Annotated in this window: 18 protein-coding genes and 1 pseudogene; 9 read left to right on the forward strand and 10 right to left on the reverse strand. The window is 68.0% G+C overall.

The window, feature by feature from the left end:
• Nucleotides 1–150 precede the first annotated feature (150 nt).
• A complete protein-coding gene (locus MZV50_RS21510) occupies nucleotides 151–747 on the reverse strand; it encodes a TetR/AcrR family transcriptional regulator (RefSeq protein WP_252631363.1) in 597 nt (198 codons plus the stop codon).
• Nucleotides 748–932: 185 nt separating this feature from the next.
• Here MZV50_RS21510 and MZV50_RS21515 point away from each other — a divergent pair, with 185 nt between their 5' ends.
• Genes MZV50_RS21515 through MZV50_RS21525 form a run of 3 tightly spaced genes read left to right on the forward strand, consistent with a single transcriptional unit; the run spans nucleotide 933 to nucleotide 6,679 of the window.
• A complete protein-coding gene (locus MZV50_RS21515) occupies nucleotides 933–2,096 on the forward strand; it encodes an efflux RND transporter periplasmic adaptor subunit (RefSeq protein WP_252631364.1) in 1,164 nt (387 codons plus the stop codon).
• A gap of 12 nt (nucleotides 2,097–2,108) precedes the next feature.
• The gene (locus MZV50_RS21520; protein ID WP_252631365.1) at nucleotides 2,109–5,273 is read left to right on the forward strand and encodes an efflux RND transporter permease subunit; all 3,165 of its coding nucleotides are present in this window, start codon (nucleotides 2,109–2,111) and stop codon (nucleotides 5,271–5,273) included.
• Between the two features lie 2 nt (nucleotides 5,274–5,275).
• The gene (locus MZV50_RS21525; RefSeq protein ID WP_252631366.1) at nucleotides 5,276–6,679 is read left to right on the forward strand and encodes an efflux transporter outer membrane subunit; all 1,404 of its coding nucleotides are present in this window, start codon (nucleotides 5,276–5,278) and stop codon (nucleotides 6,677–6,679) included.
• Nucleotides 6,680–6,829: 150 nt separating this feature from the next.
• Here the strand turns inward: MZV50_RS21525 and MZV50_RS21530 are convergent, their stop codons facing one another.
• Nucleotides 6,830–7,324 carry a lipocalin-like domain-containing protein gene (locus tag MZV50_RS21530; RefSeq protein ID WP_252631367.1) on the reverse strand — a complete coding sequence of 165 codons (495 nt, stop codon included), beginning with the start codon at nucleotides 7,322–7,324 and terminating at the stop codon, nucleotides 6,830–6,832.
• 90 nt (nucleotides 7,325–7,414) lie between these two features.
• Between MZV50_RS21530 and MZV50_RS21535 the strand changes: the two genes are divergently transcribed.
• Nucleotides 7,415–8,014 (forward strand): CGNR zinc finger domain-containing protein, encoded by a 600-nt coding sequence (locus MZV50_RS21535; protein ID WP_252631369.1) that lies wholly within the window; start codon nucleotides 7,415–7,417, stop codon nucleotides 8,012–8,014.
• Nucleotides 8,015–8,086: 72 nt separating this feature from the next.
• Here MZV50_RS21535 and MZV50_RS21540 read toward each other — a convergent pair whose 3' ends face one another.
• The gene (locus MZV50_RS21540; protein ID WP_172270800.1) at nucleotides 8,087–8,554 is read right to left on the reverse strand and encodes an Lrp/AsnC ligand binding domain-containing protein; all 468 of its coding nucleotides are present in this window, start codon (nucleotides 8,552–8,554) and stop codon (nucleotides 8,087–8,089) included.
• Nucleotides 8,555–8,988: 434 nt separating this feature from the next.
• On the opposite strand from MZV50_RS21540, the gene putA reads away from it, so the two are divergent.
• From putA to MZV50_RS21555, 3 genes are all read left to right on the forward strand, one after another.
• Nucleotides 8,989–12,078: a bifunctional proline dehydrogenase/L-glutamate gamma-semialdehyde dehydrogenase PutA gene (gene putA, locus MZV50_RS21545; protein ID WP_252635291.1), complete on the forward strand. Its 3,090-nt coding sequence runs from the start codon at nucleotides 8,989–8,991 to the stop codon at nucleotides 12,076–12,078.
• Nucleotides 12,079–12,117: 39 nt separating this feature from the next.
• Nucleotides 12,118–12,381: an antitoxin gene (locus MZV50_RS21550; protein ID WP_252631371.1), complete on the forward strand. Its 264-nt coding sequence runs from the start codon at nucleotides 12,118–12,120 to the stop codon at nucleotides 12,379–12,381.
• A gap of 149 nt (nucleotides 12,382–12,530) precedes the next feature.
• Nucleotides 12,531–13,868: a glycoside hydrolase 5 family protein gene (locus MZV50_RS21555; protein WP_252631373.1), complete on the forward strand. Its 1,338-nt coding sequence runs from the start codon at nucleotides 12,531–12,533 to the stop codon at nucleotides 13,866–13,868.
• Here the strand turns inward: MZV50_RS21555 and MZV50_RS21560 are convergent.
• Nucleotides 13,865–15,214 carry a murein L,D-transpeptidase catalytic domain-containing protein gene (locus tag MZV50_RS21560; protein WP_252631374.1) on the reverse strand — a complete coding sequence of 450 codons (1,350 nt, stop codon included), beginning with the start codon at nucleotides 15,212–15,214 and terminating at the stop codon, nucleotides 13,865–13,867. The two genes, MZV50_RS21555 and MZV50_RS21560, sit on opposite strands and share 4 nt — an antisense overlap.
• Nucleotides 15,215–15,383: 169 nt before the next feature.
• Between MZV50_RS21560 and MZV50_RS21565 the strand changes: the two genes are divergently transcribed.
• Nucleotides 15,384–17,024, forward strand: a complete 1,641-nt coding sequence (locus tag MZV50_RS21565; protein WP_252631375.1) for a carboxylesterase/lipase family protein — start codon at nucleotides 15,384–15,386, stop codon at nucleotides 17,022–17,024.
• Here the strand turns inward: MZV50_RS21565 and MZV50_RS21570 are convergent.
• The 3 genes from MZV50_RS21570 to MZV50_RS21580 form a co-directional block, all read right to left on the reverse strand.
• The gene (locus MZV50_RS21570; protein ID WP_252631376.1) at nucleotides 17,005–17,160 is read right to left on the reverse strand and encodes a hypothetical protein; all 156 of its coding nucleotides are present in this window, start codon (nucleotides 17,158–17,160) and stop codon (nucleotides 17,005–17,007) included. The two genes, MZV50_RS21565 and MZV50_RS21570, sit on opposite strands and share 20 nt — an antisense overlap.
• A gap of 216 nt (nucleotides 17,161–17,376) precedes the next feature.
• The gene (locus MZV50_RS21575) at nucleotides 17,377–19,296 is read right to left on the reverse strand and encodes a sialate O-acetylesterase (protein ID WP_252631377.1); all 1,920 of its coding nucleotides are present in this window, start codon (nucleotides 19,294–19,296) and stop codon (nucleotides 17,377–17,379) included.
• A 175-nt stretch (nucleotides 19,297–19,471) separates the two neighbouring features.
• Nucleotides 19,472–21,964 (reverse strand): glycoside hydrolase family 3 protein, encoded by a 2,493-nt coding sequence (locus MZV50_RS21580; RefSeq protein ID WP_252631378.1) that lies wholly within the window; start codon nucleotides 21,962–21,964, stop codon nucleotides 19,472–19,474.
• 265 nt (nucleotides 21,965–22,229) lie between these two features.
• Between MZV50_RS21580 and MZV50_RS21585 the strand changes: the two are divergent.
• A pseudogene (locus MZV50_RS21585) lies at nucleotides 22,230–23,833 on the forward strand (alpha-L-fucosidase).
• Nucleotides 23,834–23,910: 77 nt separating this feature from the next.
• Here the strand turns inward: MZV50_RS21585 and MZV50_RS21590 are convergent.
• From MZV50_RS21590 to MZV50_RS21600, 3 genes are all read right to left on the reverse strand, one after another.
• Nucleotides 23,911–24,729: a flagellin gene (locus MZV50_RS21590; protein ID WP_252631379.1), complete on the reverse strand. Its 819-nt coding sequence runs from the start codon at nucleotides 24,727–24,729 to the stop codon at nucleotides 23,911–23,913.
• A gap of 340 nt (nucleotides 24,730–25,069) precedes the next feature.
• The gene (locus tag MZV50_RS21595) at nucleotides 25,070–25,888 is read right to left on the reverse strand and encodes a flagellin (RefSeq protein WP_252631380.1); all 819 of its coding nucleotides are present in this window, start codon (nucleotides 25,886–25,888) and stop codon (nucleotides 25,070–25,072) included.
• 220 nt (nucleotides 25,889–26,108) lie between these two features.
• A complete protein-coding gene (locus MZV50_RS21600; protein WP_252631382.1) occupies nucleotides 26,109–26,282 on the reverse strand; it encodes a hypothetical protein in 174 nt (57 codons plus the stop codon).
• Between the last annotated feature and the right edge of the window lie 80 nt (nucleotides 26,283–26,362).

The raw sequence follows: 26,362 nt of genomic DNA on the forward strand, positions 1-26,362 counted from the left end.
GCGTCTCGCGGCCTGGCAGATATGTTTGGTCAGCAGCCCCCGCGCCATGCGACCGGACGTCGCGACACACCCATGCTTAAGCTATGATTTTATTGGCCAATTTGGAACACAAAGCGGCCTCTAAGCCTGCCCCTCGACAGCCGCTTGCCTTCAGGTCAGCAGGTGCCGCACCGTCGAGCGCAGCACGCCGATCAGGGCCTCGCGGTCCAGATCCGGGTGGTTGACCCCACGCATCAGCAGGCCGTCGAAGATCAGGCCGATCACCTCGCAGCGGGCCTGGAACTCGGCATCAGTCCATTCGGGCTGGCGGTCACGCTCCATCATGGTCTTGGCCAGGGCCCGTTCCTGCTCGTCGGCGGCGCGGACGATGGCGGCGACTTTGGGATTGCGGGCCGCCTCGGCCACCACCTCCAGCGCCAGGGCCGCGCGACGCGGGTCGAAGCACTTCTCGATCGCCTCGGGCAGGTGCTCGTCGATGTTGTCCCGCAAGGTGCCCGGCTGGCTTTCCATCTCGTCGAACTTGTCGCGCATCTCGGCGAGGTCCTGAGCGACGATGGCGCCGATGATCGCTTCCTTGTTCTCGAAATAGCGGTAAATCTGCCCGACGCTGAGGCCCGCGGCCTTGGCGATGTCGGCCATGCTGGCGCCGTGGAAGCCGGACTGGCGCACGCGTTCGCACGCGGCGTCCAGGATCTGCTGACGGCGAGATTCCGGCGATGGGCGGCTCGAATGTATCTCGTCAGCCATTGATTTTACCGGTCGGCATTACATTTCCGTTAGGTCAGTCAAAGCTTCGGCAGGGGAGGTTGACTTGCTTCAAGTCCGCTCCTATGTCCAGCCCGCTTGAGAATGAACGTTCATTCTCAGATTGTTCATCACGTCGGTTTCGTCAAGAGCAATAGCTCGCGAAGCCGCCGCATCCGGGGTTAAACATGCACTTCCAACGCTCGGCCGCCATCGGGGCCGTGGGTCTCGCCGCCATCGCCCTCACCCTCTCCGCCTGCGGGCAGAAAGGCGGCGGCATGGGCATGGGCGGCCCGACCGAGATCGGCTACGTCGTCGCCCAGACCCAGCCCGTGGGCCTGACCACCGAACTGGCCGGCCGCACCTCGGCCTATCTGGTCTCGGAAGTGCGCCCGCAGGTCGGCGGCGTCATCAAGGCCCGCCTGTTCCAGGAAGGCTCGATCGTCCACGCCGGCCAGTCGCTGTACCAGATCGACCCGGCCACCTATCAGGCCAGCGTCAACAGCGCCGCCGCCGCCCTCGCCCAGGCCCAGGCCCAGGCGACCGCCGCCAAGCTGAAGGCCGACCGCTACAAGGGCCTGGTCGCGACCGGCGCCGTCTCCAAGCAGGATAACGACGACGCCCAGGCCGCCGCCGCCCAGACCGCCGCGGCCGTCGCCGTGCAGAAGGCCGCCCTGGACAGCGCCCGCATCAACCTGAACTGGACCAAGGTCGCCGCGCCGATCACCGGCCGCATCGGCAAGAGCTCGGTCACCCCCGGCGCCCTGGTCACCGCCAGCCAGGCCACCGCCCTGGCCACGGTGCAGGACCTGTCGAAGATCTATGTCGACCTGACCCAGACCTCGGCCGAGCTGCTCAAGCTCCAGCAGCAGTTCGCCTCGGGCAAGATCGGCCGTTCCGGCTCGGCCCAGGTAACCCTGAAGCTGGAAGACGGCTCGACCTATTCGGTCCCCGGCCGCCTGGAATTCTCGGACATCTCGGTGGATCCGGGCACCGGCTCGGTGACGCTGCGCGCGATCTTCGACAATCCGAACGGCACGCTGCTGCCGGGCATGTACGTCCGCGCCGTGCTGAGCCAGGGCGTCGCGTCCAGCGGCATCCTGATCCCGCAAAGCGCCGTCCAGCGCGATCCCAAGGGCGCCGCCATGGTCACGGTCATCAACGCCAAGGGCGCCGCCGAGCCCCGTCCCGTCACCCTGGGTCAGACCCAGGGCGACAAGTGGCTGGTCACCAGCGGCCTGGCCGCCGGCGACAAGGTCGTCACCGAAGGCCTGCTGAAGCTGCGCCCCGGCGCGCCGATCAAGCCCGTTCCGGCCGGCTCCGCCGCCCCCGCCGCTCAAGCCCAGCGCTAAGGCCAGCCTCAGATGCTTTCCCGATTTTTCATCGACAGGCCCATCTTCGCGTGGGTCATCGCCATCGTGATCATGCTGGCCGGGGCGCTCGCCATCCGGACCCTGCCGATCGCGCAATATCCTGAAATCGCCCTGCCCCAGGTGGCGATCTCCGCCAACTATCCGGGCGCCTCGGCCAAGACCGTCGAGGACAGCGTCACCCAGGTCATCGAACAGAAGATGAAGGGCCTGGACGGCCTGGACTACATGTCCTCGACCAGCGACAGCTCGGGCGCGGCTACGGTCACCCTGACCTTCAAGGCCGGCACCGACATCGACATCGCCCAGGTGCAGGTCCAGAACAAGCTGCAGACCGCCACCGCGCTGCTGCCGCAGGAAGTGCAGCAGCAGGGCCTGACGGTCGCCAAGTCGGCGCGTAACTTCATGATGGTCGTGGGTCTCTATTCCGAGGATCCGAAGACCACCAACACCGACCTGGCCGACTACCTGGCCTCGAACATCCAGGACACGCTGAGCCGCGTCGACGGCGTCGGCGACATCCAGCTGTTCGGCGCCCAGTACGCCATGCGCATCTGGCTGGACCCGCAGAAGCTGACCAGCTTCAGCCTGACGCCTGCCGATGTCTCGACCGCGATCAAGGCCCAGAACGCCCAGGTCTCGGCCGGCCAGCTGGGCGGCGCGCCGAACCTGCCGGGCACGGGCCTGAACGCCACGATCACGGCCCAGTCGCGCCTGCAGACGCCGGAGCAGTTCCGCCAGATCATCGTCAAGAACACCCCCGGCGGCGCCACCGTGCGCCTGGGCGACGTGGCCCGCGTGGAGCTGGGCGCCGAGAACTACATCTCGCTCGCCAAGTACAATGGCCACCCCGCCGCCGGCATGGCCATCAAGCTGGCCCCCGGGGCCAACGCGCTGGACACCGCCGCCGCCGTCAAGGCCAAGATGGCCCAGCTCGAGAAGTCGTTCCCGGCCAACTACAAGTACGTCGTCCCCTATGACTCGACGCCGTTCGTGAAGCTGTCGATCGAGGAAGTGGTCAAGACGCTGATCGAAGCCATCGTGCTGGTGTTCATCGTCATGTTCCTGTTCCTGCAGGACTGGCGCGCGACCCTGATCCCGACCATCGCCGTGCCGGTCGTGCTGTTGGGCACCTTCGGGGTGCTGGCGGCCTTCGGCTACTCGATCAACACCCTGACCATGTTCGGCCTGGTGCTGGCCATCGGCCTGCTGGTCGACGACGCCATCGTCGTGGTCGAGAACGTCGAGCGCGTGATGTCCGAAGAGGGCCTGTCCCCCGTCGAGGCCACTCGCAAGTCGATGAACGAGATCACCGGCGCCCTGATCGGCATCGCCCTGGTGCTGGCCGCGGTGTTCGTGCCGATGGCCTTCTTCGGCGGCTCGCAAGGCGTGATCTATCGCCAGTTCTCGATCACCATCGTCTCGGCCATGGGCCTGTCGGTGCTGGTCGCCCTGATCCTGACGCCGGCCCTGTGCGCTACCCTGCTCAAGCCCGTCGAGGCCGGCCACAAGGAGCATAAGACCGGCTTCTTCGGCTGGTTCAACCGCAGCTTCAACGACCTGTCGGGTCGCTATCAGGGCTCGGTCCGCGGCATCCTGGGCAAGAGCGGCCGCTGGATGGCCGTCTACGCCGCCATCATCGTGGCCATGGGCCTGCTGTTCGTCCGCCTGCCCAGCGCCTTCCTCCCCGAGGAAGACCAAGGCACGATGTTCACGCTGGTCCAACTGCCCGCCGGCGCCACCGAGGAAAAGACGCAAGAGGTCCTGACCAAGGTGCGCAAGCACTTCCTGGAAGATGAAAAGGACGCCGTGCAGGCGGTGTTCACCGTCTCGGGCTTCAGCTTCGCCGGCGCGGGCCAGAACGCGGGTCTCGCCTTCGTCCGCCTCAAGGACTTCGAGGAGCGCAAGCCGGCCAAGCTCAAGGCGGCGGCCATCGCCGGCCGCGCCATGGGCGCCTTCAGCCAGATCCGCGACGCCATGGTCTTCGCCGTGGTTCCCCCGGCCGTGTCCGAACTGGGCACCTCGTCGGGCTTCGACTTCCAACTGCAGGACATCGGCGGCGTCGGTCACGAGGCCCTGATGAACGCCCGCAACCAGATGCTGGGCATGGCGGCGCAGAATCCGGACCTGGCGGGCGTCCGCCCGAACGGTCAGGACGACACGCCGCAGCTGAAGATCGAGGTCGATCAGGCCAAGGCCGGCGCCATGGGCCTGACCACCGCCGACATCAACAGCGCGCTCAGCGCGGCCTGGGGCGGTTCCTATGTGAACGACTTCATCGACCGCGGTCGCGTGAAGAAGGTCTACATGCAGGCCGACGCGCCGTTCCGCATGACTCCCGAGGACCTGAACCGCTGGTACGTCCGCAACGACCAGGGCCAGATGGTGCCGTTCCCCGCCTTCGCCACGGCCAGCTGGACCTACGGCTCGCCGCGCCTGGAGCGCTACAACGGTATCTCGTCGGTCAACATCCAGGGCGCGCCCGCCCCGGGCAAGAGCTCGGGCCAGGCGATCGCCGCGATGGAAAAGCTGGCTACCCAGCTGCCCCCCGGCATCGGCTATGAATGGACCGGCCTGTCGGCTCAGGAACTGGAATCCGGCAACCAGGCTCCGGCCCTGTACGGCATCTCGATCCTGGTGGTGTTCCTGCTGCTGGCCGCCCTCTACGAGAGCTGGTCCATCCCGCTGGCCGTCATCATGGTGATCCCGCTCGGCATCGTCGGCGCTCTGCTGGCGACCTTCGTGCGCGGCCTCAGCAACGACATCTACTTCCAGGTCGGCCTGCTGACGACCATGGGCCTGGCGTCCAAGAACGCCATCCTGATCGTCGAGTTCGCCAAGGACCTGTACGAGAAGGGCATGGGCCTGATCGAGGCGACGCTGGAGGCGGTCCGCCTGCGCCTGCGCCCGATCATCATGACCTCGCTGGCCTTCGTCTTCGGCGTGCTGCCGCTGGCGATCTCCAACGGGGCCGGCTCGGGCGCGCAACACGCCATCGGCACCGGCGTCATCGGCGGCATGCTGTCGGCGACCCTGCTGGCGATCTTCTTCGTCCCGCTGTTCTTCGTGGTGGTCGAGAAGATCTTCAAACCCAAACACAAAGGCCACGACGAAGCGGTCGCCCAAGCCGGCGAAGCTCCGTCATCGGAGGCCCACTGACCATGTTCCGTAACCTCACCCTGATCCTGCTGGCCTCCACGGCGGTCAGCGCCTGCACCCTGGCCCCGGACTACAAGCGTCCGACCCTGCCAGTGGCCCAGACCTGGTCCACGCCGACGACCGAGCCCACGGGCAATGTCACGGCCGCCGATCTCGACTGGCGCCAGGTGCTGGTCGATCCGCGCCTGCAAGGCGTGGTCGACCTGGCCCTCAAGCAGAACCGCGACCTGCGCGTGGCGGTCCTGAACATCGAGAAGGCCCGCGCCCAGTACGGCATCCAGCGCGCCAACCTGTTCCCGGCCATCAACGGCACGCTCAGCGAGACCCGCAGCCACACCCCGGCGGCGACCTCGCAGACCGGCCAGGCCCTGGAAATCGAGGCCTACAACGCCACGATCGGCTTCACGTCGTACGAGCTGGACTTGTTCGGCCGCGTCCGCAGCCTGAACGCCCAGGCCCTGCAGGCCTTCCTCGGCCAGCAGGAGACCGCCCGCTCGGTGCGCGTCAGCCTGATCGCCGAGACGGCCAACGCCTGGCTGACCTTGGCCGCCGACCAGGAGCGCCTGGCCCTGGCCAAGAGCACCCTGGCCACCCGCGAGGACTCGCTGCGGCTGGTCCAGCAGCAGGTCGACGGCGGCGTGGGCTCGGTGCTCGACCTGCGCAACGCCCAGACCCTGGCCGAGACCGCGCGCTCGGACGTGGCGACCTACACGGCCCAGGCCGCGCAGGACCGCAACGCCCTGGTGCTGCTGACCGGCGGCGAGATCTCCGCCGACCTGCTGCCGTCCGGGAACCTGGCCTCGGCCAACATCCTGGCCGACCTGCCGGCGGGCCTGCCCTCGGAGGTTCTGACCCGTCGCCCCGACGTGCTGGCCGCCGAGCACAGCCTGCGAGGCGCCAACGCCAACATCGGCGCGGCTCGGGCGGCCTTCTTCCCGCGCATCGCCCTGACCGCCTCCACCGGCTCGGCCAGCGGCGAGCTGGACGGCCTGTTCAAGGGCGGCACCAAGGCCTGGAGCTTCACGCCCTCGATCAGCCTGCCGATCTTCGCCGGCGGGGCCAATGTCGCGGGGCTGAACAGCGCCAAGGCCAGCCGCGACATCGCCGTGGCCACCTACGAGAAGACGGTGCAGACGGCGTTCCGCGAGGTCTCCGACGCCCTGTCGACGCGCCAGACGGTCACCGACAGCGTCGCGGCCCAGGAGCGCCTGGTCGCGGCCGCCACCGACAGCCAGCGGCTCTCCCGGCAACGGGCCGACGCCGGCCTGGACAGCGCCCTGACCCTGCTCGACTCCCAGCGCACGCTTTACTCGGCCCAGCAGGGCCTGATCAGCGCGCGCCTGGCCCGGGCGACCAACCTCGTCACCCTCTACAAGACCCTCGGTGGCGGCGCCCCCGCCGCCTAGGGACTTTCAAACCCTTCCCCGGCCTCGGCCGGGGGAGTTCGTTGGCCATCATCCCCCATCCCGATGGTCGCGAACGGAACGGGCGCGCTCCTCCCCCCATCCCTGGAGCCGCCCGTTCCACCCGTTTTTTTGGGGCGGCGCTCGACCGCCCTACCGCTCCCGCCGCCATTCCGAGACCGGGACGTTGCCGTCCGGCGCGGTCGGGACGCGGTAGCTCAGCCTGTCGCCCTTCAGGTCGTAGGCGCGGCGTTGGGTGGTCCCTTCCCAATTCTTGAACGAAGCCCCCTCGATGCGGAACACCAGCTGGTGGGCGGCCGCGTCGATGGCGATGGTGCCGTAGTGGGTCGACGAGCCGAGGGCCGCGTCGGCGTACTCTTGGGGCGTCCCACGCTTCTTGTCGCCCGAGGCGAAGCCGGTCCGTTCGCTCTTGAAGATCTGCAGGCTGTAGCGGCCCGTGGCGTCGACGATCAGCCGGCCCTTGGGCGCGGCGCCGTAGTCGGGCTCGCGCACGCCCGCCGGCGTGATCCGGTCGGCCGCCGTCAGGGTCCACGTCCCCGCCAGCGGGAAGTCCGCCGCCCCCGCCGCGCCGCCACTGGCCAGCAGCAGGGCCAGCAGCAGGGCCAGCCCCGTCATCGCATTGCGCATTTCGCTCCCCATGTAACTTGTCAGATCGGTTACTGGCGCAAACTCGGCGAACACCGCTAACCTGTCAATCCGGTTTCCCGTGAGATTGCCTTGACGCCCTCCTCCCCGCCCTCGAAGCCCGAAGAGACCCGAGACGGCTTCCGCTTTCGGGGCGGCCGCCTGGCCCTGGACCTGCCAGCCACCCTGGCCGGACGGGTCAGCGGCCAGCATCGCGACGCCCTGGCCGCGCCGGGCGACCTGGACCGCTGGCTGGTCGCCGCCGGGCTTTCCACGGAAGGTCTGACCGACGGCGCATCGGGCGCTTCCGTCGAAGATCTTTTGGCCGCGCGCGCGCTTCGGGAAGCGTTGTACGCCCTAGCCCTGGCCCGCGCCGAAGGCCGGCCGCCGCCCGAGGCTCCGCGCGAGGCGCTCAACGCCTTCGCCGCCCAGCCCGCCGCCGCGCCCTGGCTGGACGCCTCGGGCAGGGCCCGGCTGACCGGCGACGCCAGGGCCCTGCTGACGAGCGTGGCGCGTGACGCGGTGCTGCTGCTGGGCGGTCCGGAGGGCGAGCGCATCCGCCAGTGCCAGGGCCCGACCTGCGCGATCCTGTTCCTGGACACTTCGCGCAAAGGCGACCGCCGCTGGTGCTCGATGAGCGCCTGCGGCAACCGGGCCAAGGTGGCGGCCTTCCGGGGGCGGGAGAAGAGCTAGAGCGGATCGGCGTTCAGGCCGGGAGACGCGGAATGGGCAGGAACGCGCCGGGTCGTTGAATGTCGATCGACCCTACAGCGGCAGCTGCACCGTGCTCTTGACCTCTTCCAGCACCGCGTAGGTCCGGGTCTCGCGGACGCCGGGCATCTTGACCAGGATGTCGCCCAGGAAGTTGCGATAGGCCTCCATGTCACGCACCCGGGCCTTGATCAGGTAGTCAAAGCCGCCGGCCACCATGTGGCACTCCAGGATCTCGGGCGCGCGCCGCACCGCCGCGGCGAAGTCCTCGAACGTCTCGCCCGTTGTACGCTCCAGCACCACCTCGACGAAGATCAGCAGGGCGCGGTCAACCTTGGCCGGATCCAGCAGGGCCGCGTAGCCGGTGATGTAGCCCCGCTCGCGCAGCCTCCGGACGCGGTCGAACGTAGCGGCCGGCGAGAGGTTGCAGCGCTTGGCGAGCTCGGCGTTGGTGATGCGGCCGTCGGCCTGCAGCACCTTCAAGAGCCGGCGATCGGTATCATCCAGAGCGGAAATGGCCATATCAATCCAATGCCGAAGAAGCTTCGAAAAGTAGCGCTCACAAACGGAGCACCTTCGGCAAGCTTAACGTTACACCTTCGATCGTTCCAGACCCGTCCGCGCCTATCCCCCTCCCCCAAAGGCGCCGGCGGACCGGTAATCGCCGGAAGTTTGGACACCTACGCGACGCTCGCACTCTCCCCCTGACCGGGCGTCGCGCTAGAGAGGAAGGGGCGCGCCGTCTCCCCCCAGAACGCGCCCCTTCCTCCCTCCCCCTTTCCAGAGCATGCTTTCCGAAACCCCCGGGTCGCGCCGCGCCGTCATGCTGGAGCGGATGATCGTTTCTCGCGTGTCGGCCGAAGGACAGACGGCCCCGCCGCTCAACAAACGAAGCACCTTTGGTCAAAGGCGAGTTAGACCGACGATATTCTAACACGGGAACGACCATGACCGACCTGGCCGACTGGGACAGCCTCGACGACGGCAAGTATCGCGACGAAGCCGCGGTGATCGCCGACCTTCTGGCCGCCAAGCCCCTGTCCAGCGAGGACCGCGCCGCCGTCCGCGCCGAGGCCGAGGCCCTGGTGCGCGGGGCCCGCCGCAGCGTCCGCAAGCAGGGCGTGGTCGAGAGCTTCCTGCAGGAGTTCAGCCTGGGCACCCGTGAGGGCCTGGCCCTGATGTGCCTGGCCGAGGCGCTGCTGCGCACCCCCGACGACGACACCCGCGACAAGCTGATCGCCGAGAAGATCGGTTCGGCGGATTGGGCGTCTCACCTGGGCGGCAGCGACAGCCTGTTCGTCAACGCCTCGACCTGGGGCCTGATGCTGACCGGCAAGATCGTCGAGCCCGACACCGAGGCCCAGAAGGACCTGCCCGGCTTCATCAAGAAGCTGGCCGGCCGCATCGGCGAACCGGTGATCCGCGCCGCCGTCGGCCAGGCGATCCGCATCATGGGCGAGCAGTTCGTCCTGGGACGGACAATCGAGGCCGCCATCAAGCGCGCGGCCAACGAGGACACCATGTGCTCGTTCGACATGCTGGGCGAAGGCGCCCGCACCGCCGCCGACGCCGAGCGCTACGAGAAGGCCTATGCCGACGCCATCGACACGGTCGGCAAGCTGTCGAAGGCCTCGGGTCCGGAAGCCGGCCACGGCGTCTCGGTCAAGCTCTCGGCCCTGTGCCCGCGCTACGAGGCCACGCACGAGAACCGCGTGTGGGAGGAGCTCTATCCCCGCACCCTGCGCCTGGCCAGGATCGCCGCCCGCCACAACCTCAACTTCACGATCGACGCCGAAGAGGCCGACCGCCTGGCCCTGTCGCTGAAGCTGCTGGACAAGCTGTGCCGCGAGCCGGAGCTCGGCGCGTGGACGGGCCTCGGTTTGGCCGTCCAGGCCTATCAGAAGCGCTGCGGCGAGGTCATCGCCCGCCTGCGCGCCCTGTCGGAAGAAACCGGTCGCCGCCTGATGGTCCGCCTCGTCAAGGGCGCCTACTGGGACAGCGAGATCAAGCGCGCCCAGGTCGCCGGCCGCCCGGACTATCCGGTCTATACGACCAAGCCGGCCACGGACCTGTCGTACCTGGTTTGCGCCAAGGCCCTGATCGCGGCGGCGCCGCACCTCTACGCCCAGTTCGCCACCCACAACGCCCACACCCTGGCGGCCGTGGTCCGCATGGCCAAGAACGCCGGGGTCAAGATCGAGCATCAGCGCCTGCACGGCATGGGCGAGGCGCTCTACAAGGCCGCCGACGACCTCTACGACGGCGTCACCCTGCGGGCCTATGCCCCGGTCGGCGGTCACGAGGACCTGCTGCCCTATCTGGTCCGCCGCCTGCTGGAGAACGGCGCCAACACCTCGTTCGTCCACGCGCTGCTGGACGAGCGGGTGCCGGTCGAGAAGGTCGTCACCGACCCGATCGACACGGTGGAGGCCCATCCCGACCGCCACGCCAAGATCCCGACGCCGATCGAGGTCTATGGCCCGCGCCGCCGCAACAGCGCCGGCCTGGACCTGTCGGTGAAGGCCGATCGCGCGCGCCTGGCCGCCGCCGTCGCGGCGATCGACGCCGAAACCCTCTCGGCCGGTCCGCTGGTCGGCGGCAAGCTCACGGCCGGCGGCCCGCCGCTGCCGGTGGTCGCCCCCGCCGACGAGACCAAGGTGGTCGGCGCGGTTTCCGAAGCCCAGATCCCGCAGATCGACGAGGCCTTCAAGCTGGCCCGCGCCGCGCAACCGGCCTGGGACCAGGCGGGCGGCCCGGCGCGCGCCCAGACCCTGCGCGCCATGGCCGACGCGCTCGAGAACAATATCGACCGCCTGATCGCCATCCTGGCGCGCGAAGCCGGCAAGACCCTTTCGGATGGCATCGCCGAGGTTCGCGAGGCCGTCGACTTCTGCCGCTACTACGCGGTGCTGGCCGAGGACCAGTTCGGTGCGGGCGAGGTGCTGAAGGGCCCGGTCGGCGAGACCAACACCCTGCGCCTGGCCGGGCGTGGCGTCTTCGTCTGCATCAGCCCGTGGAACTTCCCGCTGGCCATCTTCACCGGCCAGATCGCCGCCGCCCTGGCCGCCGGCAACGCCGTGCTGGCCAAGCCCGCCGAGCAGACGCCGCTGATCGCCTTCGAGGCCGTGAAGCTGTACCACGCCGCCGGCCTCGACCCGCGCCTGCTGGCCCTGCTGCCCGGTCGCGGCGAGACCGTCGGCGCGGCCCTGACCGGCCATGAGGGCCTGGACGGCGTCGCCTTCACCGGCGGCACCGACACCGCCTGGCGGATCAACCAGACGCTCGCGCAACGGCAGGGCCCGATCGTGCCGTTCATCGCCGAGACGGGCGGCCTCAACGGCATGTTCGTCGACACGACGGCCCAGCGCGAGCAGGTCATCGACGACGTCATCGTCAGCGCCTTCGGTTCGGCCGGCCAGCGCTGCTCGGCCCTGCGCCTGCTGTTCCTGCCCAACGACACCGCCGACCACATCATCGACGGCCTGAAGGGCGCCATGGACGTTTTGGTCCTGGGTGACCCCGCCCAAACCGTCACCGACGTCGGCCCGGTCATCGACGCCGAGGCCAAGGACGCGCTCGACAAGCACCAGGTCCGCCTGAGGGCCGAAGCCAAGGTGTTGCACGCCCTCGCCGCCCCGGCCGGCGGGACCTTCTTCGCCCCGGTCCTGGCCGAGATCCCGGCCGCCGACTTCCTGGAGCGCGAGGTGTTCGGCCCGATCCTGCACGTGGTCCGCTACAAGCCCGAAAACCTCGAGCAGGTGGCCGGCGCCCTGGCGGCCCGCCGCTACGGCCTGACCCTGGGCGTCCACTCGCGGATCGAGAGCTTCGCGGCCGACGTCCAGCGTCTGGTCCCGGCCGGCAACGCCTATGTCAATCGCTCGATGACCGGCGCCGTGGTCGGCGTCCAGCCGTTCGGCGGCGAGGGCCTGTCAGGCACCGGCCCCAAGGCCGGCGGTCCCCATGCCCTGCTCCGCTTCGCGGTCGAGCGAGCGGTCAGCGTCAACATCACCGCCCAGGGCGGCGACCCGGCGCTGCTGAACCTGTAGAAGACTTGACGCCGTCGGCCATCAGCGGGACGCTTCGCCATGGCCGACGGCTTCGACATTCACATCGATCCAGAACAAGCCAAGCGGCTGAAGATCGTGGCGGACCGTCTGGGCATGTCCGTGCCCGAATATACCCTGGCGCTGATCGACGCGGGCCTGACCGGCGCGCTCCCCAAAACCATCGATCCTGACCCCGCCATCGACGAGGCGATCGCCGACGCCGTTGAACGGGGTGACGAGCCGGCGATCTCCCTCGACGCGTTTCGCGCCCACATGCGGCGCGTGACCTCGGGCTTGGGTTGACCTTCACGGTCTCGGTTTCGGCTGCGTCAGCCATGCGCCATTTATTCCATCATCTTTATTTAATCGCCTTCCACCCTGACGTGCCCTCGGCTAGGCTCCCGGAAAACACGGATCTAGAAACACAGATCTTCCAGGGGAAACGCCGGACCATGTTCACCAGACGCTCCATCCTGGCCGGCTCGGCCGCCAGCCTGCTCGCCGCCCCCGCCCTCGGCGCCGCCCCGAAAAAGACAGCGCTGCCTAAAGGCTTCGTCGCCGTCGAGAACGGCCGCCTCGTCCTGGACGGCAAGCCCTATCGCTTCACCGGCGCGAACCTGTGGTACGGGGCCTGGCTGGGTTCGCCCGGCGCCAGCGGCGACCGCGCGCGGCTGAAACGCGAGCTGGATCGTTTGAAGGCGCTGGGCGTCACCAACCTGCGCGTCTTGGGCGCGGGCGAGCGCTCGCCCGCCAAGGTCGCCGCCAGCCCGACCTTCCAGGAGGCCCCCGGCGTCTACAGCCAGGACCTGCTGAAGGGCCTGGACGTGCTGCTGGCCGAGATGGCCGCGCGGGACATGAAGGCGGTGATCTACGTCAACAACTTCTGGGACTGGTCGGGCGGCATGCCGGCCTATCTGAACTGGGTCGGCAACGGCCCCTGGTTCCAGCAGGGCGACCCGGCCCACCCCTGGCCCGAATTCGCCGACTACTCGGCCCGCTTCTACGGCGACCAGAAGGCCAACGCCCTCTTCCGTCGCTACCTGACCGGCCTGGTCGGCCGCCAGAACACCGTCACCGGCAAGGCCTATCGCGACGACCCGACCATCATGGCCTGGCAGCTGGCCAACGAGCCGCGTCCGGCCGGCTCCCAGGCGTTCGGCGACAAGAACCTGCCCGCCTACTACCGCTGGATCGAGGAGGTCTCGACGATCATCAAGACCCTGGATCCCCGGCATCTGGTCAGCACCGGCAGCGAAGGCGACATGGGCTGCCTGCAGAGCGAGGCCTGCGTGGTCCAGGCTCACAAACCGGCCACCATCGACTACCTGACCCTGCACATCTGGCCCAACAACTGGGGCTGGATCGATCCCAAGACCCAGCCTGCCACCTACGACGCCGGCGAGGCCCGCTGCCGCGACTACGTCAGGCGCCACATCGCCCTGGCCAAGTCGCTGAACAAGCCGCTGGTCATCGAGGAGTTCGGCCTGATCCGCGAGGATCGCGCGTTCGCCCCCGGCGCGGACGCGACCCACAAGGACCGGTTCTACAAGACCATCTACGGTCTGGCCCTGGACGACATGAAGGCCGGTGGCCCGATCGCCGGCACCAACTTCTGGGCCTGGAACGGCGAGGGCCGCGCCCAGCATCCGGACGCCTGGTTCGTGCAGGGCGACAAGAGCTTCGTCGGCGACCCGCCCCAGGAGGAGCAGGGCCTGTACGGGGTCTTCGACACCGACACCTCGACCAAGGCGGTGATCGCCGAGCACGCCGCGGCGGTGCGGGCGCTCTAAGCGCCCGCCGACTTCCAGACGATCAGTAGCGATCCGCCCTGCAGGGCCGGGATCAGCTTTTGCACGTCGCCCGTCTCGATGGCCGGGCAGCCCAGGCTGCGGCCGATGCGGCCCGTGGCCTTGATGACCTCGGGCGCCACGTAGTCGGCGCCATGCATCACGATATGGCGGCGACGGGCGTTCGCGTTCGTCGCCTCCAGGCCATCCAGGTACAGCGTCTTGCCGTGCTCGCCGACATAGGTGACGTCGCAGTGATAGATCCCGAGCGACGAGCAGTTCGAGCCGTCCTCGTTCGAGAACACCTCGGCGTAACCATCGTCCGCTGGCCCTTCCGATCCGCGCCCGTGAGCGCACAGGTGGGCCGAGGCGACCCCGGCCACGCAGTCGAACAGGAACAGCCGCGGCTTGGCCGAGTGCAGGTCGAAATCGACCACCGCCCAGTAGCGGGGATCGCTGGTCGGGCGATGCTTGTCGCGATAGGCGATCAGGCGCGCCGCCGCCGCCTCGACGCCGAAGTCTGCCGCCAGCCGCCGCAGGATGTCGGTGCGCGAGCCGCCCATGACCGGCGGCGGATCGGCCGCCTCGACCTCGCCCAGGAACGGCACGGCGGCGTCGGCGACCGGCTTGGGCATGGCGGGCGTCTTGGGAACCTTGGGCGCGCCCTGGTCGTCGACCGGCGTCCCGTTGGCCAGGATCGGCAGGTGGGCCAGGTCCCAGTTCCCGCGCCCGATCTCGCGCAGCAGGTCGCGCGTGCGATAGGCCGACGGCCGCAGGTCCGGGTTGGCATGGGTCGCCAGCCACGTGTTCCGGACCTCGACATAGCTCTTGATCCACGCCTTCTCGTCGCCGCCCTTCTTCGGCGTCAGCTCGCGAAAGCGCGACCTCAGGAACGGCAGGATTCCGCCGCTGTGGATGAAGGAGTCATAGAGGACCAGCATCGACAGCGGCAGGACGAAGCCATTGTCGGTCGCCCACTTCAGGGCGGGCTGGAAATAGGCCAGGTCGAAGAACCGGTCCTGCGTGGCCCACATGACCGGGTCGCTCTCGCCCGCCCGCCGCAGCAGCGCCTTGAAGGCGGCGTTGTCGACCAGCGGCGTGGCGCCGATCAGCGTCACATAGGGCGCCAGCCCCGCCGCCTGGGCCCCGCCGGCCTTGACGTACATGTCCACCAGCCGGGCCAGATTGCCGTACTCGGTGGTCTGGGACCGTCCGTAGGTGATCTGGCGAATGCGGTGCGGCCCATCGTTATAGATGCTGATCGCGCCGTACTTGCCCTTGATCGACCCGGTCTCGAACACATTGACCACGCGCTCGCAGACGAGCCTCTGCCTGGCTGACAGGTCCATCGCTCCCCCTCCCCTGGCGAACCATCCCACAATACCACTATGGATTGCCTATATGACGAAAGCGCGCATAGCGACAGCGCTCGCGAACCGCAAATAGTGGATTGTCACCGGTGTCATCCGTGATACCGCTTCCGTTAAACCGCTCATGAGAAGCGCCGGAGGACACGCCTTGGACACCCCCTCTCAGACTCGCCGCGCCCTGGTCACCGGCGCCGCCGCCCTGGCCGCCTACGCCGCCCTGCCGCGCGCGGGCTTCGCGGCCGAGAAGCGCTCGCCGGTGGTGACGACGACCAACGGCAAGGTGCGCGGCTATGTCGACGGCGAGGTCAACGTCTTCAAGGGCCTGCGCTACGGCGCCGACACCGGGGGCGCGCGGCGCTTCCAGGCGCCCGTCAAGCCCGAGCCCTGGACCGACGTGAAAGACGCCCTGGCCTACGGCGCGGCCTCGATGCAGACAGGCAAGGGCGAGGACGGCGAGACGCTGTCCGAGGACTGCCTGTTCCTCAACGTCTGGACCCCCGCGAAGGTCAGCAAGAAGGACGGCCTCGCGGGCTCTTCCTTGAATGACGGCGGCAAGCGGCCGGTGATGTTCTACATCCACGGCGGCGCCTATAACGGCGGCTCGGGGTCCAGCCCCTGGTACGAGGGGACCAGGCTGGCCAAGCGCGGCGACGTCGTGGTGGTCACGGTCAACCACCGCCTGAACGCCTTCGGTTACCTCTATCTGGCGCGCCTGTTCAACGACCCCACCGTGGCCGACAGCGGCAACGCCGGCCAGCTGGACCTCGTTTTGGCCCTGCAATGGGTGCGGGACAACATCGCGGCCTTCGGCGGCGATCCGGGCCGGGTGATGCTGTTTGGACAGTCGGGCGGTGGGGCCAAGATCGCCACCCTGATGGCCATGCCGGCGGCCAAGGGCCTGTTCCATCGCGCCGCGACCATGAGCGGCCAGCAGGTCACCGCCGGCGGCCCCTTCAACGCCACCAAGCGCGCCAAGCTGTTCTTGGACAAGCTGGGCGCGAAGGACCTGGCCGCCCTGCGCGCCCTGCCCGCCGAGCAGATGCTGAACGGCCTGAAGGCCGTCGATCCGGTGGCCGGCTCGGGCGGGGTCTATATGGGCCCGGTGCTGGACGAGCGGAGCCTGGACCGCCACCCGTTCTTCCCCGACGCCTCGCCGGTGGGCCTGTCCGTTCCGATGATGTGCGGCAACACCCACGACGAGACCAAGGGCTTCATCGGCTGGGACGCCTCGACCTTCCCGAAGACCTGGGACGAGGTGATCGCCAGGCTGCCGGGCCAGTTCAACGCCCGCATCGACATCGATCCCGAGACGGTGGTGGCCTTCTATCGCCGGACCTATCCCAACTATTCGCCGGCCGACGTCTATTTCGCCGCCTCGACCGCCGGCCGCTCGTGGAAGGCCGCGATCATCCAGGACGAGGAACGGGCCCGCGCCGGCGCTCCGGCCTTCGCCTACCAGGTCAATTGGAAGTCGCCCGTGCAGGGCGGGATCTTCGGCGCGCCGCACACCATCGACATCGGCCTGGTGTTCGGCACGCTGGACGCCAAGGGCTCGATCGTCGGCACGGGACCGGAGTCGGTGGCGATGTCGAACACGATGAGCGACGCCTTCATCGCCTTCGCCCGCGCTGGCGACCCGAACGGCGGGAGCTTGCCCAAGTGGGAGCCCTACACCCTGCCCCGCCGCCAGACGATGGTGTTCGACACCACCTCACGGATGGAGGACGACCCGCGCGGGGCCGAGCGCGAATTCTTCAACCGCGTGCCGTTCACCCAGTTCGGGACTTGAGTTCGTAAGGCGGGAGCGGCGGCAGGTGCTCGACGAGGATCCGGGCGGTCATGTCGGACTCGGCCTGGATCGGCGGCGGCTCGCCGAACACCGCCTTCCAAAGATCGATCCATGCCTGACGCTCTTCGGAACTCAATTCGAGGACTCCTTCCGAGAGCCCAAATGGTCAGCGTGAACAAAGGGTTGCTGGTTAACGGCGCTTTAACCAGGAAATCGTGCTGAAGCTTCGATCGTCCCCGCGATGCGGGGGAGCTGTCGCGCAGCGACTGAGGGGCCAATGCGGCCGATGTCCAGCTAGCCCCCTCCGGCCCTCCGTGCCACCTCCCCCGCGATGCGGGGGAGGAGAGCACAGCTACTGAACCCCCAGCTCGAACGGCGTCGCCGGCAAGCCGGTCGCTCCGTACAGGTTGATGATCGGGCTGTCGGCCCAGGCGTAGCGGACCTTGGTCGCGCCGCCCGCGCCCACGAGGCGCACGCTCGCCCCCTCGAGGCTGGCGTCGACGAAGCGGCAGCCGGCCGCGTCGCAGGCCTCGAAGCCGATCGGGCGGGCCGCGCCGTAGACGACGGCGGGCTGGTCCAGGCTCACCACCACGTCGGCGCCGTCGCGACGGGCCGCCAGCGGGGCCGGGCCGGCGGCCAGCAGACCGGTCTCGCCATAGGCGATCTTGCGCGCCAGCAAGGCCAGGCGCTGGCCGACGCGGGCCTTGTCGGCCGGGTGGATGTCGTAGGGCGAGCCGATGTCGACCGCGCTGGCCATGCCGACCTTGGGATCGGCAGCCGTCACCCGGCGCTGGACGTCGCGCAGGGCGGCCCAGCCGGACTCCTGGACGCCCGGCTTCTGAGGTCCGAAGGCGGCCAGCTGGACCAGCAGGAACGGCTGAGCCCCGAAGGCTTTCCGCCAGTCGGCGATCATGGCCGGCATCAGGCGGGCGTAGTTGTCGGCCTCGGTGACATTGGCCTCGCCCTGGTACCAGGCGAAACCCTTGACCCCGTAGGGGACCAGCGGCGCGATCATGCCGTTGCGCAGGGTGGTCAGGCCGCTGGCCCCCAGCCACGGCGCGTTGGGCGGCAGCGAGGTCTGGGCCAAGGGCGCGGCGACCTTGTAGCGCCAGGTCCCACTCAGCGGCGCGACGGTCCCGTCGTCGAACCTCAGCCCCTTGTCGGCGGCCTTGCCCCAGGTTCCGCCGCCGCCGCCGGTGTCGATAGCCCGGACGGCGATGACGTTGCGGCCGGCTCTCAGCACGCCCGGCGCGAGGCGGTAGTTCCGGGGCGCGTTCCAGCTCTGGGTCGCCCCGACCTCGCGGCCGTTGAGGAAGGTGGTGTCCATGTCGTCGACCGGACCCAGGGCCAGGGTGGCGCCCTGCGTCGCCTTGGCCCTGGTCAGGGTGACCTCGGTGCGCAGCCAGATCACGCCGTCGAAGGTCTCGAGGCCGGGATTGGTCTCCCAGAACTGCTCCATCGGCATGGTCTTCCACGCCTTGTCGTCCAGGCCGGGCTTGTGGCCGTCGTTGGCCGCGCCCAGCTTGGCGGTCGCCCAGCCGTCCAGCATGGCGGCCCACTTGGCCTGGCCCAGGGCCGGGTCGCGGGCGTAGTCGTCGAGAACCGCCAAGCCCTCGTCATAGGACTTCAGCGCCGTCAGGCCCTCGCGGCTGATCCAGTCCTGGATCACCGAGCCGCCCCAGGTCGCGTCGATCAGGCCGATGGGGACGCCCTGGGATTTGCGCAGGTCCTTGCCCAGGAAGAAGCAGGCGGCGCTGAAATTGGCCGCCGTCTCGGGGGTGGCGGCGTTCCAGACGACGCCGGCCGGCAGGTCGTCCTTCGGCGCGGGACTGCTGATCTTGCCGGTCTGCAGCAGCCGGATGTCGGGGTCGCCCGCGCTGGCCACCTCGCCGTCGCCGGCCAGGGCGCGGCGCAGCGGATATTCCATGTTCGACTGGCCCGAGCACAGCCAGACGTCGCCCATGACCAGGTCCGAGACGGTCTGGGTTCCGGTGTCGGTCTTCACGAACAGGGTGAGAGGCGGCCCGCCGGCCGGACGCGCGGGCAGGACGGCGCTCCAGCGGCCCAGGGCGTCGGCGGTGACGAGCGCGCCGGTCTCGGCGAGCCCCACCACCACGGTGGACCTCGGCGCCGTCTTGCCCCAGACCCGGATGGGCTGGTCGCGCTGCAGCACCGCGTGGTCGCTGAACACCGAGGCCAGCGGCGCGGCGGCGGCCAAGAGGGGGGCAGAAAGGCCCATCGCGGTGGCCAGGATCAGGGCTTTCAGCCGCATGGGTCTTTCCTTCTTTCAGATGGTCCCAACCCTCGCTCCGTCTTCCCGGCGAAAGCCGGGACCCAGATTCATCCTGAGCGGTTGGGATGGTCGCGCCAACGGCCGGATCCAGTTCACAAGCGCCCTGGGTTCGATCTGGACCCCGGCTTTCGCCGGGGAGATCGGATGAGGGGCGCTACCGCGCCGTGGGCGGACAAACCGCCCCGGCCGGATCCGTCGTCAGCTTCACATTGGCGATCGACACCTTGAAGGCGCCGGCCGTGGCCAGCTCGAACGGCGCGACGACCTTGGTCACGTCGGTCCCGGCGGCCTGGAAGCATTTCAGCGGGATCTTGACACTGGCCCACTGGCCGGTCGGGGTTCCGGCCGGCGGGGTGACGTCCAGCCGGCCCGCGCCCATGGCCAGCACGACCGGCTGGGTCGCCGGGGCGTCCAGGCGATAGTCGAAGGCCAGGACCATCTCGGCGTTGGTCTGGAAGCTCAGGTCCAGCGGCTTGTCGCCGACGATGGCCAGCCGGGCCGGCGTGTCGCCCGCGAAGGTGATCTGGCGACCGGCCTCCTGGACGTTGCCGGCGTCGACCGGCGCCAGCCGCACCGCCGTCGACGGCGAGGCCCTGAACGCGAACGGCGCCGGGGTCTTGCCGCCGACGAAGTAGCTCACGGCGTTGTCGGCCACGGCCTTCACGCCCGAGACTTCCGAAAGCTTGCCGACCTTTCCGGGCCTGGCGTAGGTCAGGCCATAGCCATAGGCGAACAGCGGGTCATACCCCTTGTCGCCCTTGTTCAGGTGGAACTGGTCGGCGCGCTTGGGCCAGCTGAACGACAGCTTGCCGTGGAAGTCGTTGCGCGGCTTGCCGGCCTTGTCGCCCACCAGCACGTCGGCGACGCCGCCGCCTTCCGAGCCCGGCAGCCAGGCGGCCACGAAGGCGTCTGAAGCGTTGATCTCGGGATTGACCCACAGCGGCCGGCCGCTGAGGAACACGGCCACCACCGGCACGCCCTTGGCCTTCAGGCTCTTGAGCAGGGCCAGGTCGGTCTTGGCGCCCGGCTGATACTCCAGCGAGGTCTTGAGGTCGCCGACACCCTCCGCATACGGATTTTCACCGAAGACGACGATGGCCACGTCGGGCTTCTTGTCGAACGAGCCGTCCACCGACAGGGTCGCCGAGCCGCCGCCGGCCTCGACCGCGGTCTTGACGCCGGCATAGATCGACTCCGCATTCGGGAAGTCGGCGTTGGTGTTGCCCGTGCCCTGCCACGACAGGGTCCAGCCGCCCGACTGCTTGCCGATGTCGTCCGCGCCCGAGCCGGCGACCAGCACGGTCGCGCTGGCCTTCACCGGCAGGACGCCGTCGTTCTTGAGCAGGACCAGCGACTTGCGCACCGCCTCGCGGGCGATGGCGCGGTGCTCGGGCGAACCGATCACGCCCTCGCGGCCCTCATAGGGACGGGCGGCCTGGAACAGGCCCATCTTGGCCTTGACCCGCAGGATGCGGCGGACCGCGTCGTCCAGCCGGGCCATCGGGATCACGCCCGACTTCACCTCGGCCAGGGTGTTGGCGTACAGCGCCTTCCAGCTGTCGGGGGCCATGAACATGTCGAGGCCGGCGTTGATCGAGGCCGGGCAGTCGGTGGGCTTGCAGCCCTGCACCTGGCCGTGGCCGTTCCAGTCGCCGACGATGAAGCCGTCGAAGCCCATCTTGCCCTTCAGCACGTCGGTCAGCAGGCTCTTGTTGCCGTGCATCTTCTGGCCGTTCCAGCTGTTGAACGAGGCCATGATGGTCAGGGTCCCGGCGTTGATGGCCGGCACATAGCCCTGGGCGTGGACGCGGATCAGCTCGTCCTCGGAAACCTTGGTGTTCCCTTGGTCGACGCCGTTCTCGGTGCCGCCGTCGCCCAGGAAGTGCTTGGCGCTGGCCGCCACGTGGCCCTGCTGGATCACGCCGCCCCCTCCTCCCGTAAAGGGGCTGACCGCGCCCTGCAGACCCAGGATCATCTCGCCGGCATATTGGCGGATGATGGCGGGATCTTCCGAATAACCCTCGTAGGTGCGGCCCCAGCGGTCGTCGCGCGGCGCGGCCAGGGTCGGGCCGAACGCCCAGTCGAAGCCGGCGGCCGAGGTCTCGTAGGCGGTGGCCTTGCCGATGCGGCGGATCAGCTCGGGATCACGGGCCGCGCCCAGCGCGATATTGTGCGGGAAGAGCACGGCTCCGACGACATTGTTGTCGCCATGCACGGCGTCGATGCCAAACATCAACGGCACGTGCGTCCCGCCCGGACGCTGGGCCGCGGCCTCGCGGAACGCCTTGGCGGTGTCGACCCAGGGCTTCTGCGGCGAGCGGTCGGGCGCGCCCAGCGGCGGCGAGCTGCCCCCGCCCAGGATCGAGCCCAGCGGATAGGTCTTGAGGTCCTCGGGCTTGATCGAGCCGATATCGGCCTGAATGACCTGACCGACCTTCTCTTCCAGGGTCAGCTTGGCCATCAGGTCGGTGACGAAGGCCTCGGTGGCCTGGTCGACCAGGCCTTGGCTCTTGGCGGCCGGCCACTTGGCGGGATGGGCGGTGCTGGAATTGGCCTCTTGGGGCCCGGTCTGGGCCATCGCCGCGCCAGACAGAAAGGTCGACGCCGCCAGGGCGACGCACAGGGTCTTGGTCTTCATACTCCCCAACTCTTCTCGTTTGCCGCCAAGCACGGCGGGGACAACGCTGTCATACCCCTGGACGCTGGTCCATAGCCTGCTTATTTTGTATGACAAATACGCAGAATAAACGGGGTTGGGAACTCTTAATGACGGCTCGGGCTCACTTTTTGACAGCGCTAACAACCTACGCCGCTTGGGCGTGTATCAGGCCGACGCCCCAGCCCCAGGATCCCGTGCATAAGGTCCAGGAAGACAGCTTTGGGGAATTCATGAAAGCTGCTGAAGCCCGCCGATGACCTTCACCCGCAGAGATCTGATCGCCAGCGGCGCCGCCCTCGCCGCCACCCCTGCCCTCGCCGCCGCGAAAGGCCCGTTCCAGCCCAGCTGGGAGTCCCTGGCCGCCGGCTACCAGGTCCCGGACTGGTTCCGCGACGCCAAGCTCGGCATCTGGTCGCACTGGGGCCCGCAGTGCGTTCCCGAGTACGGCGACTGGTACGGCCGCCAGATGTATATCCAGGGCAACCCGGTCTACGAGCACCACGTGAAGACCTACGGCCATCCGGCCGACTTCGGCTTCATGCAGTTCATCCCGCGCTGGAAGGCCCAGAACTGGGATCCGGAAGGGCTGATGAAGAAGTATGTCGCCGCGGGCGCGAAATACTTCATGTCGATGGCCAACCACCACGACAATCTCGACATGTTCGACAGCCGCCACCATGGCTGGAACACCACGCGGATCGGCCCCAAGCGCGACATCGTCGGGACCTGGGCCAAGGTCGCCCGCGCCCACGGCCTGAAGTTCGCCGTCTCCAACCACAGCGCCCACGCCTGGCACTGGTGGCAGACGGCCTATGGCTACGACGCCGAAGGGCCGCGCAAGGGCCAGCGCTACGACGCCTTCAACCTGACCAAGGCCGCCGGCAAGGGCCAGTGGTGGCAGGGCCTGGATCCGCAGGACCTCTACACGGGCCGCAACATGGTCATTCCCGACGGCTTCGACAGCATCAAGGCCGCCAACGCCTGGCATGACCAGCACGACGGCGAATGGATCGAGGCCCCGCCGCCGAACAATCCGGCCTTCGTCCGCAACTGGCTGCTGCGCCAGAACGACTTGGCCGACCGCTACAAGCCCGACATGGTCTATTTCGACAACTACACCCTGCCGCTGGGCCAGACGGGCCTGGAGGCGGCCGCGCGCTACTACAACGACGCGGTCCAGCGCCTGGGGCGGACCGACGTTGTGGTGACGGGCAAGAAGCTCTCGCCCCTGCAGCGGCGCGGCATCGTCGAGGACGTCGAGCGCGGCTTCTCCGACCGCCTGCGGCCCGAGCCGTGGCAGACCGACACCTGCATCGGCGAATGGCACTACAGCCGCCCGCTCTATGAGCGCGACGGCTACAAGTCGGGCCGCGACGTCATCCAGCGCCTGCTCGACGTGGTCAGCAAGAACGGCTGCCTGATGGTGTCGATCCCGATGCGCGGCGACGGCACGATCGACGAGAAGGAAGAGAAGGTGCTGGCCGACATGGCCGGCTGGATCGCGGTCAATGGCGAGGCGATCTATGGCACGCGCCCCTGGCGGGTGTTCGGCGAGGGCCCGACCAAGCTGGTCGAGGGCATGATGAACGAGGGCGGGGCCAAGCCGTTCGAGGCGACCGACATCCGCTTCACGACCAAGGCCGGCGCGCTCTACGCCCTGCCGATGGCCTGGCCCGCGGGGGCGCTGAAGATCGAGAGCCTGGGGGCGCTCCCGGCGAGGTGCGGCGCGTGACCCTGCTGGGCGGCGGCGATCCCCTGCCCTTCCGCCGTGAGGCGGGCGGCCTGGTCGTCGACCTGCCCGAACGTCGGCCGGCCTTCACCCCCGCGCTGAAGATCGAGGGGCCGGGGCTGGTTTAGGGCTCAAGAAAAAGGGGCGAGCCGATGGCTCGCCCCAGGGTCTCCAGCGACCAAGACGACGGTCGCGAGGGGAAGGTTTAGCGGAACAGGCTCAGAATTGACGAGGTCGACTGGTTCGCGATCGACAGGGCCTGGATGCCCAACTGCTGTTTGGTCTGCAGCGACTGCAGCTTGGCGCTTTCCTTGGCCAGATCCGCGTCCACCAGGTTGCCGACGCCGGCGTCCAGGCTGTCCTGCAGCTTGCCGACGAAGGTCAGGTGGGTGTCCAGGCCGGTCGAGGCCGTACCCAGCGAGGCCAGCTTGTTGGTGGCCGTCTGGATGGCGTCCGACAGGTCCGAAAGCTTGGCCTTGGCGTCGGCGGCGTCGGTGAAGGTCGTGCCGACCAGGCCCAGGCCGTCCAGCGACAGGGTCTGGGCGTTGACGGTGAAGCCGTCGCCATCCGAGTTGGCCAGGAAGGTCATCTTGGTGGTCTTGCCGTCCGCGATGCTGACGCCGTTGAACTTGGAGTTCGTCGCGGCCTTGGTGATCTGGTCACGGAGCGACTCGTAGTCGGTCTTCAGCGCGTTGAACGAGGCGGTGTTCAGCGAGGTGTCGGAAGCGGCAAGGGCCTTTTCCTTCATCTTGCCCAGCAGGTCGGTGATGGTGTCGCCAGCGGCCAGGGCCACGTCGATCGTGGACTGACCGCGCTGCAGCGAGTCCTTCACGGCGTTCAACGACGAGGCGGTGGAGGATTGGGTCTTGGCCATCGCCCAGATCGCGCCGTTGTCCTTGGCGCTGGCGATCTTCTTGCCGGTGTTGATGCGCTGCTGAGTGACTTGCAGCTCGGCATTCGTGGTGTTCAGATTTTGCAGGGCGATCAGCGCCCCGGCGTTCGTATTGATGCTGTTCAAAGGCATACGAAACACTCCCATTCGAGGTGTTCCGGTGTCATTTTGACGACCGGCGGGCATTTTGCCCGTCGCGACAATATGACGCTGCGTCTTTCGATATCCTTGATACGCGACCTCGCGGGCGGGTTGAACCGACCTTTTTCCTTAATATTCCGCCTCCACGCGTTAGTACTTGTTATCAAAACACGGAAATTCGCCTCCGGAAGCCGAGTCCAGGCGCGAGGGTTTCACCGCTCGATTCCAGCCGCGTGCGCCCGAAGAGATCATGACAAAGAAAAAGGGCGAGTCCGAAGACTCGCCCCGATCGACGACCTAAATCGCCGAAGTCCGATTAGAGCGTGAACTCTTAGCGGAAAAGGCTGAGGATCGACGAGCTTGAGGAGTTCGCGATCGACAGGGCCTGGATGCCCAGCTGTTGCTTGGTCTGCAGCGACTGCAGCTTGGCGCTTTCCTTGGCCAGATCGGCGTCGACCAGGTTGCCCACACCGGCGTCCAGGCTGTCCTGCAGCTTGCCGACGAAGGTCAGGTGGGTGTCGAGGCCGGTCGAGGCCGTACCCAGCGAGGCCAGCTTGTTGGTGGCGGTCTGGATGGCGTCGGCCAGGTCGGTCAGCTTGGTCTTGGCGTCGGCGGCGCTGGTGAAGGTCGTGCCGGCCAGGCCCAGGCCGTCCAGCGTCAGGGTCTTGGCGTTGACGGTGAAGGCGTCGCCGTCCGAGTTGGCCAGGAAGGCCAGCTTGGTGGTCTTGCCGTCGGCGATGCTGACGCCATTGAACTTGGCGTTCGTGGCGGCCTTCTCGATCTGGTCGCGCAGCGACTCGTAGTCCGTCTTCAGCGCGTTGAACGAGGCGGTGTTCAGCGAGGTGTCGGAAGCGGCCAGGGCCTTTTCCTTCATCTTGCCCAGCAGGTCGGTGATGGTGTCACCAGCGGCCAGCGCGACGTCGATCGTGGACTGACCGCGTTGCAGCGAGTCCTTCACGGCGTTCATGCTGTTGGACGTGCCTTGCTGCGTCTTGGCCATGGCCCAGACGGCGCCGTTGTCCTTGGAGCTGGCGATCTTCTTGCCGGTGTTGATGCGCTGCTGGGTGACCTGCAGCTCAGAGTTCGTGCTGTTGAGGTTCTGCAGGGCGATCAGGGCCCCGCTGTTCGTGTTGATGCTGTTCAGCGCCATTACGAAACAACTCCTATTCGAGGTGTTCCGGCGTCGTTTTGACGACCGGTGGGCCTTTTGCCCGCCAGCATCATTGCAAACCTTGCTTACAGCTTCGTTTAAGAAACAGTATTGTTATAATTAAGATAGCAGTCTATTTTGTTAATCATGATATACAGAACCATTAATCACTTAGATTAAAATCATGTATACCTTGTATCAAAATGGCACAATTTGACCATTACTGAATACGACTTGATGCGATAGCGCCATCAAAGGCGCCCGCCTCGACATCGGCGGGATAGAGCCGGCGGGACCGGTAGGGCTTGGCGATCGCGCGCAGGGTCAGGACGAAGACCACCGACCGCCAGGCTTGCGACAGGAAATCCGTCGGCAAGAAACGAGAACGACGCATCGAGAGACTCCTTTCTTTCCTATGCAACGAAGAAAAGGCCGACCGGCTCCCTCACCCCCGAGAATGGACGGGAAGAAGCC

It is taken from the genome of Caulobacter segnis (genome assembly GCF_023935105.1).
Lineage (GTDB): Bacteria > Pseudomonadota > Alphaproteobacteria > Caulobacterales > Caulobacteraceae > Caulobacter > Caulobacter segnis_B.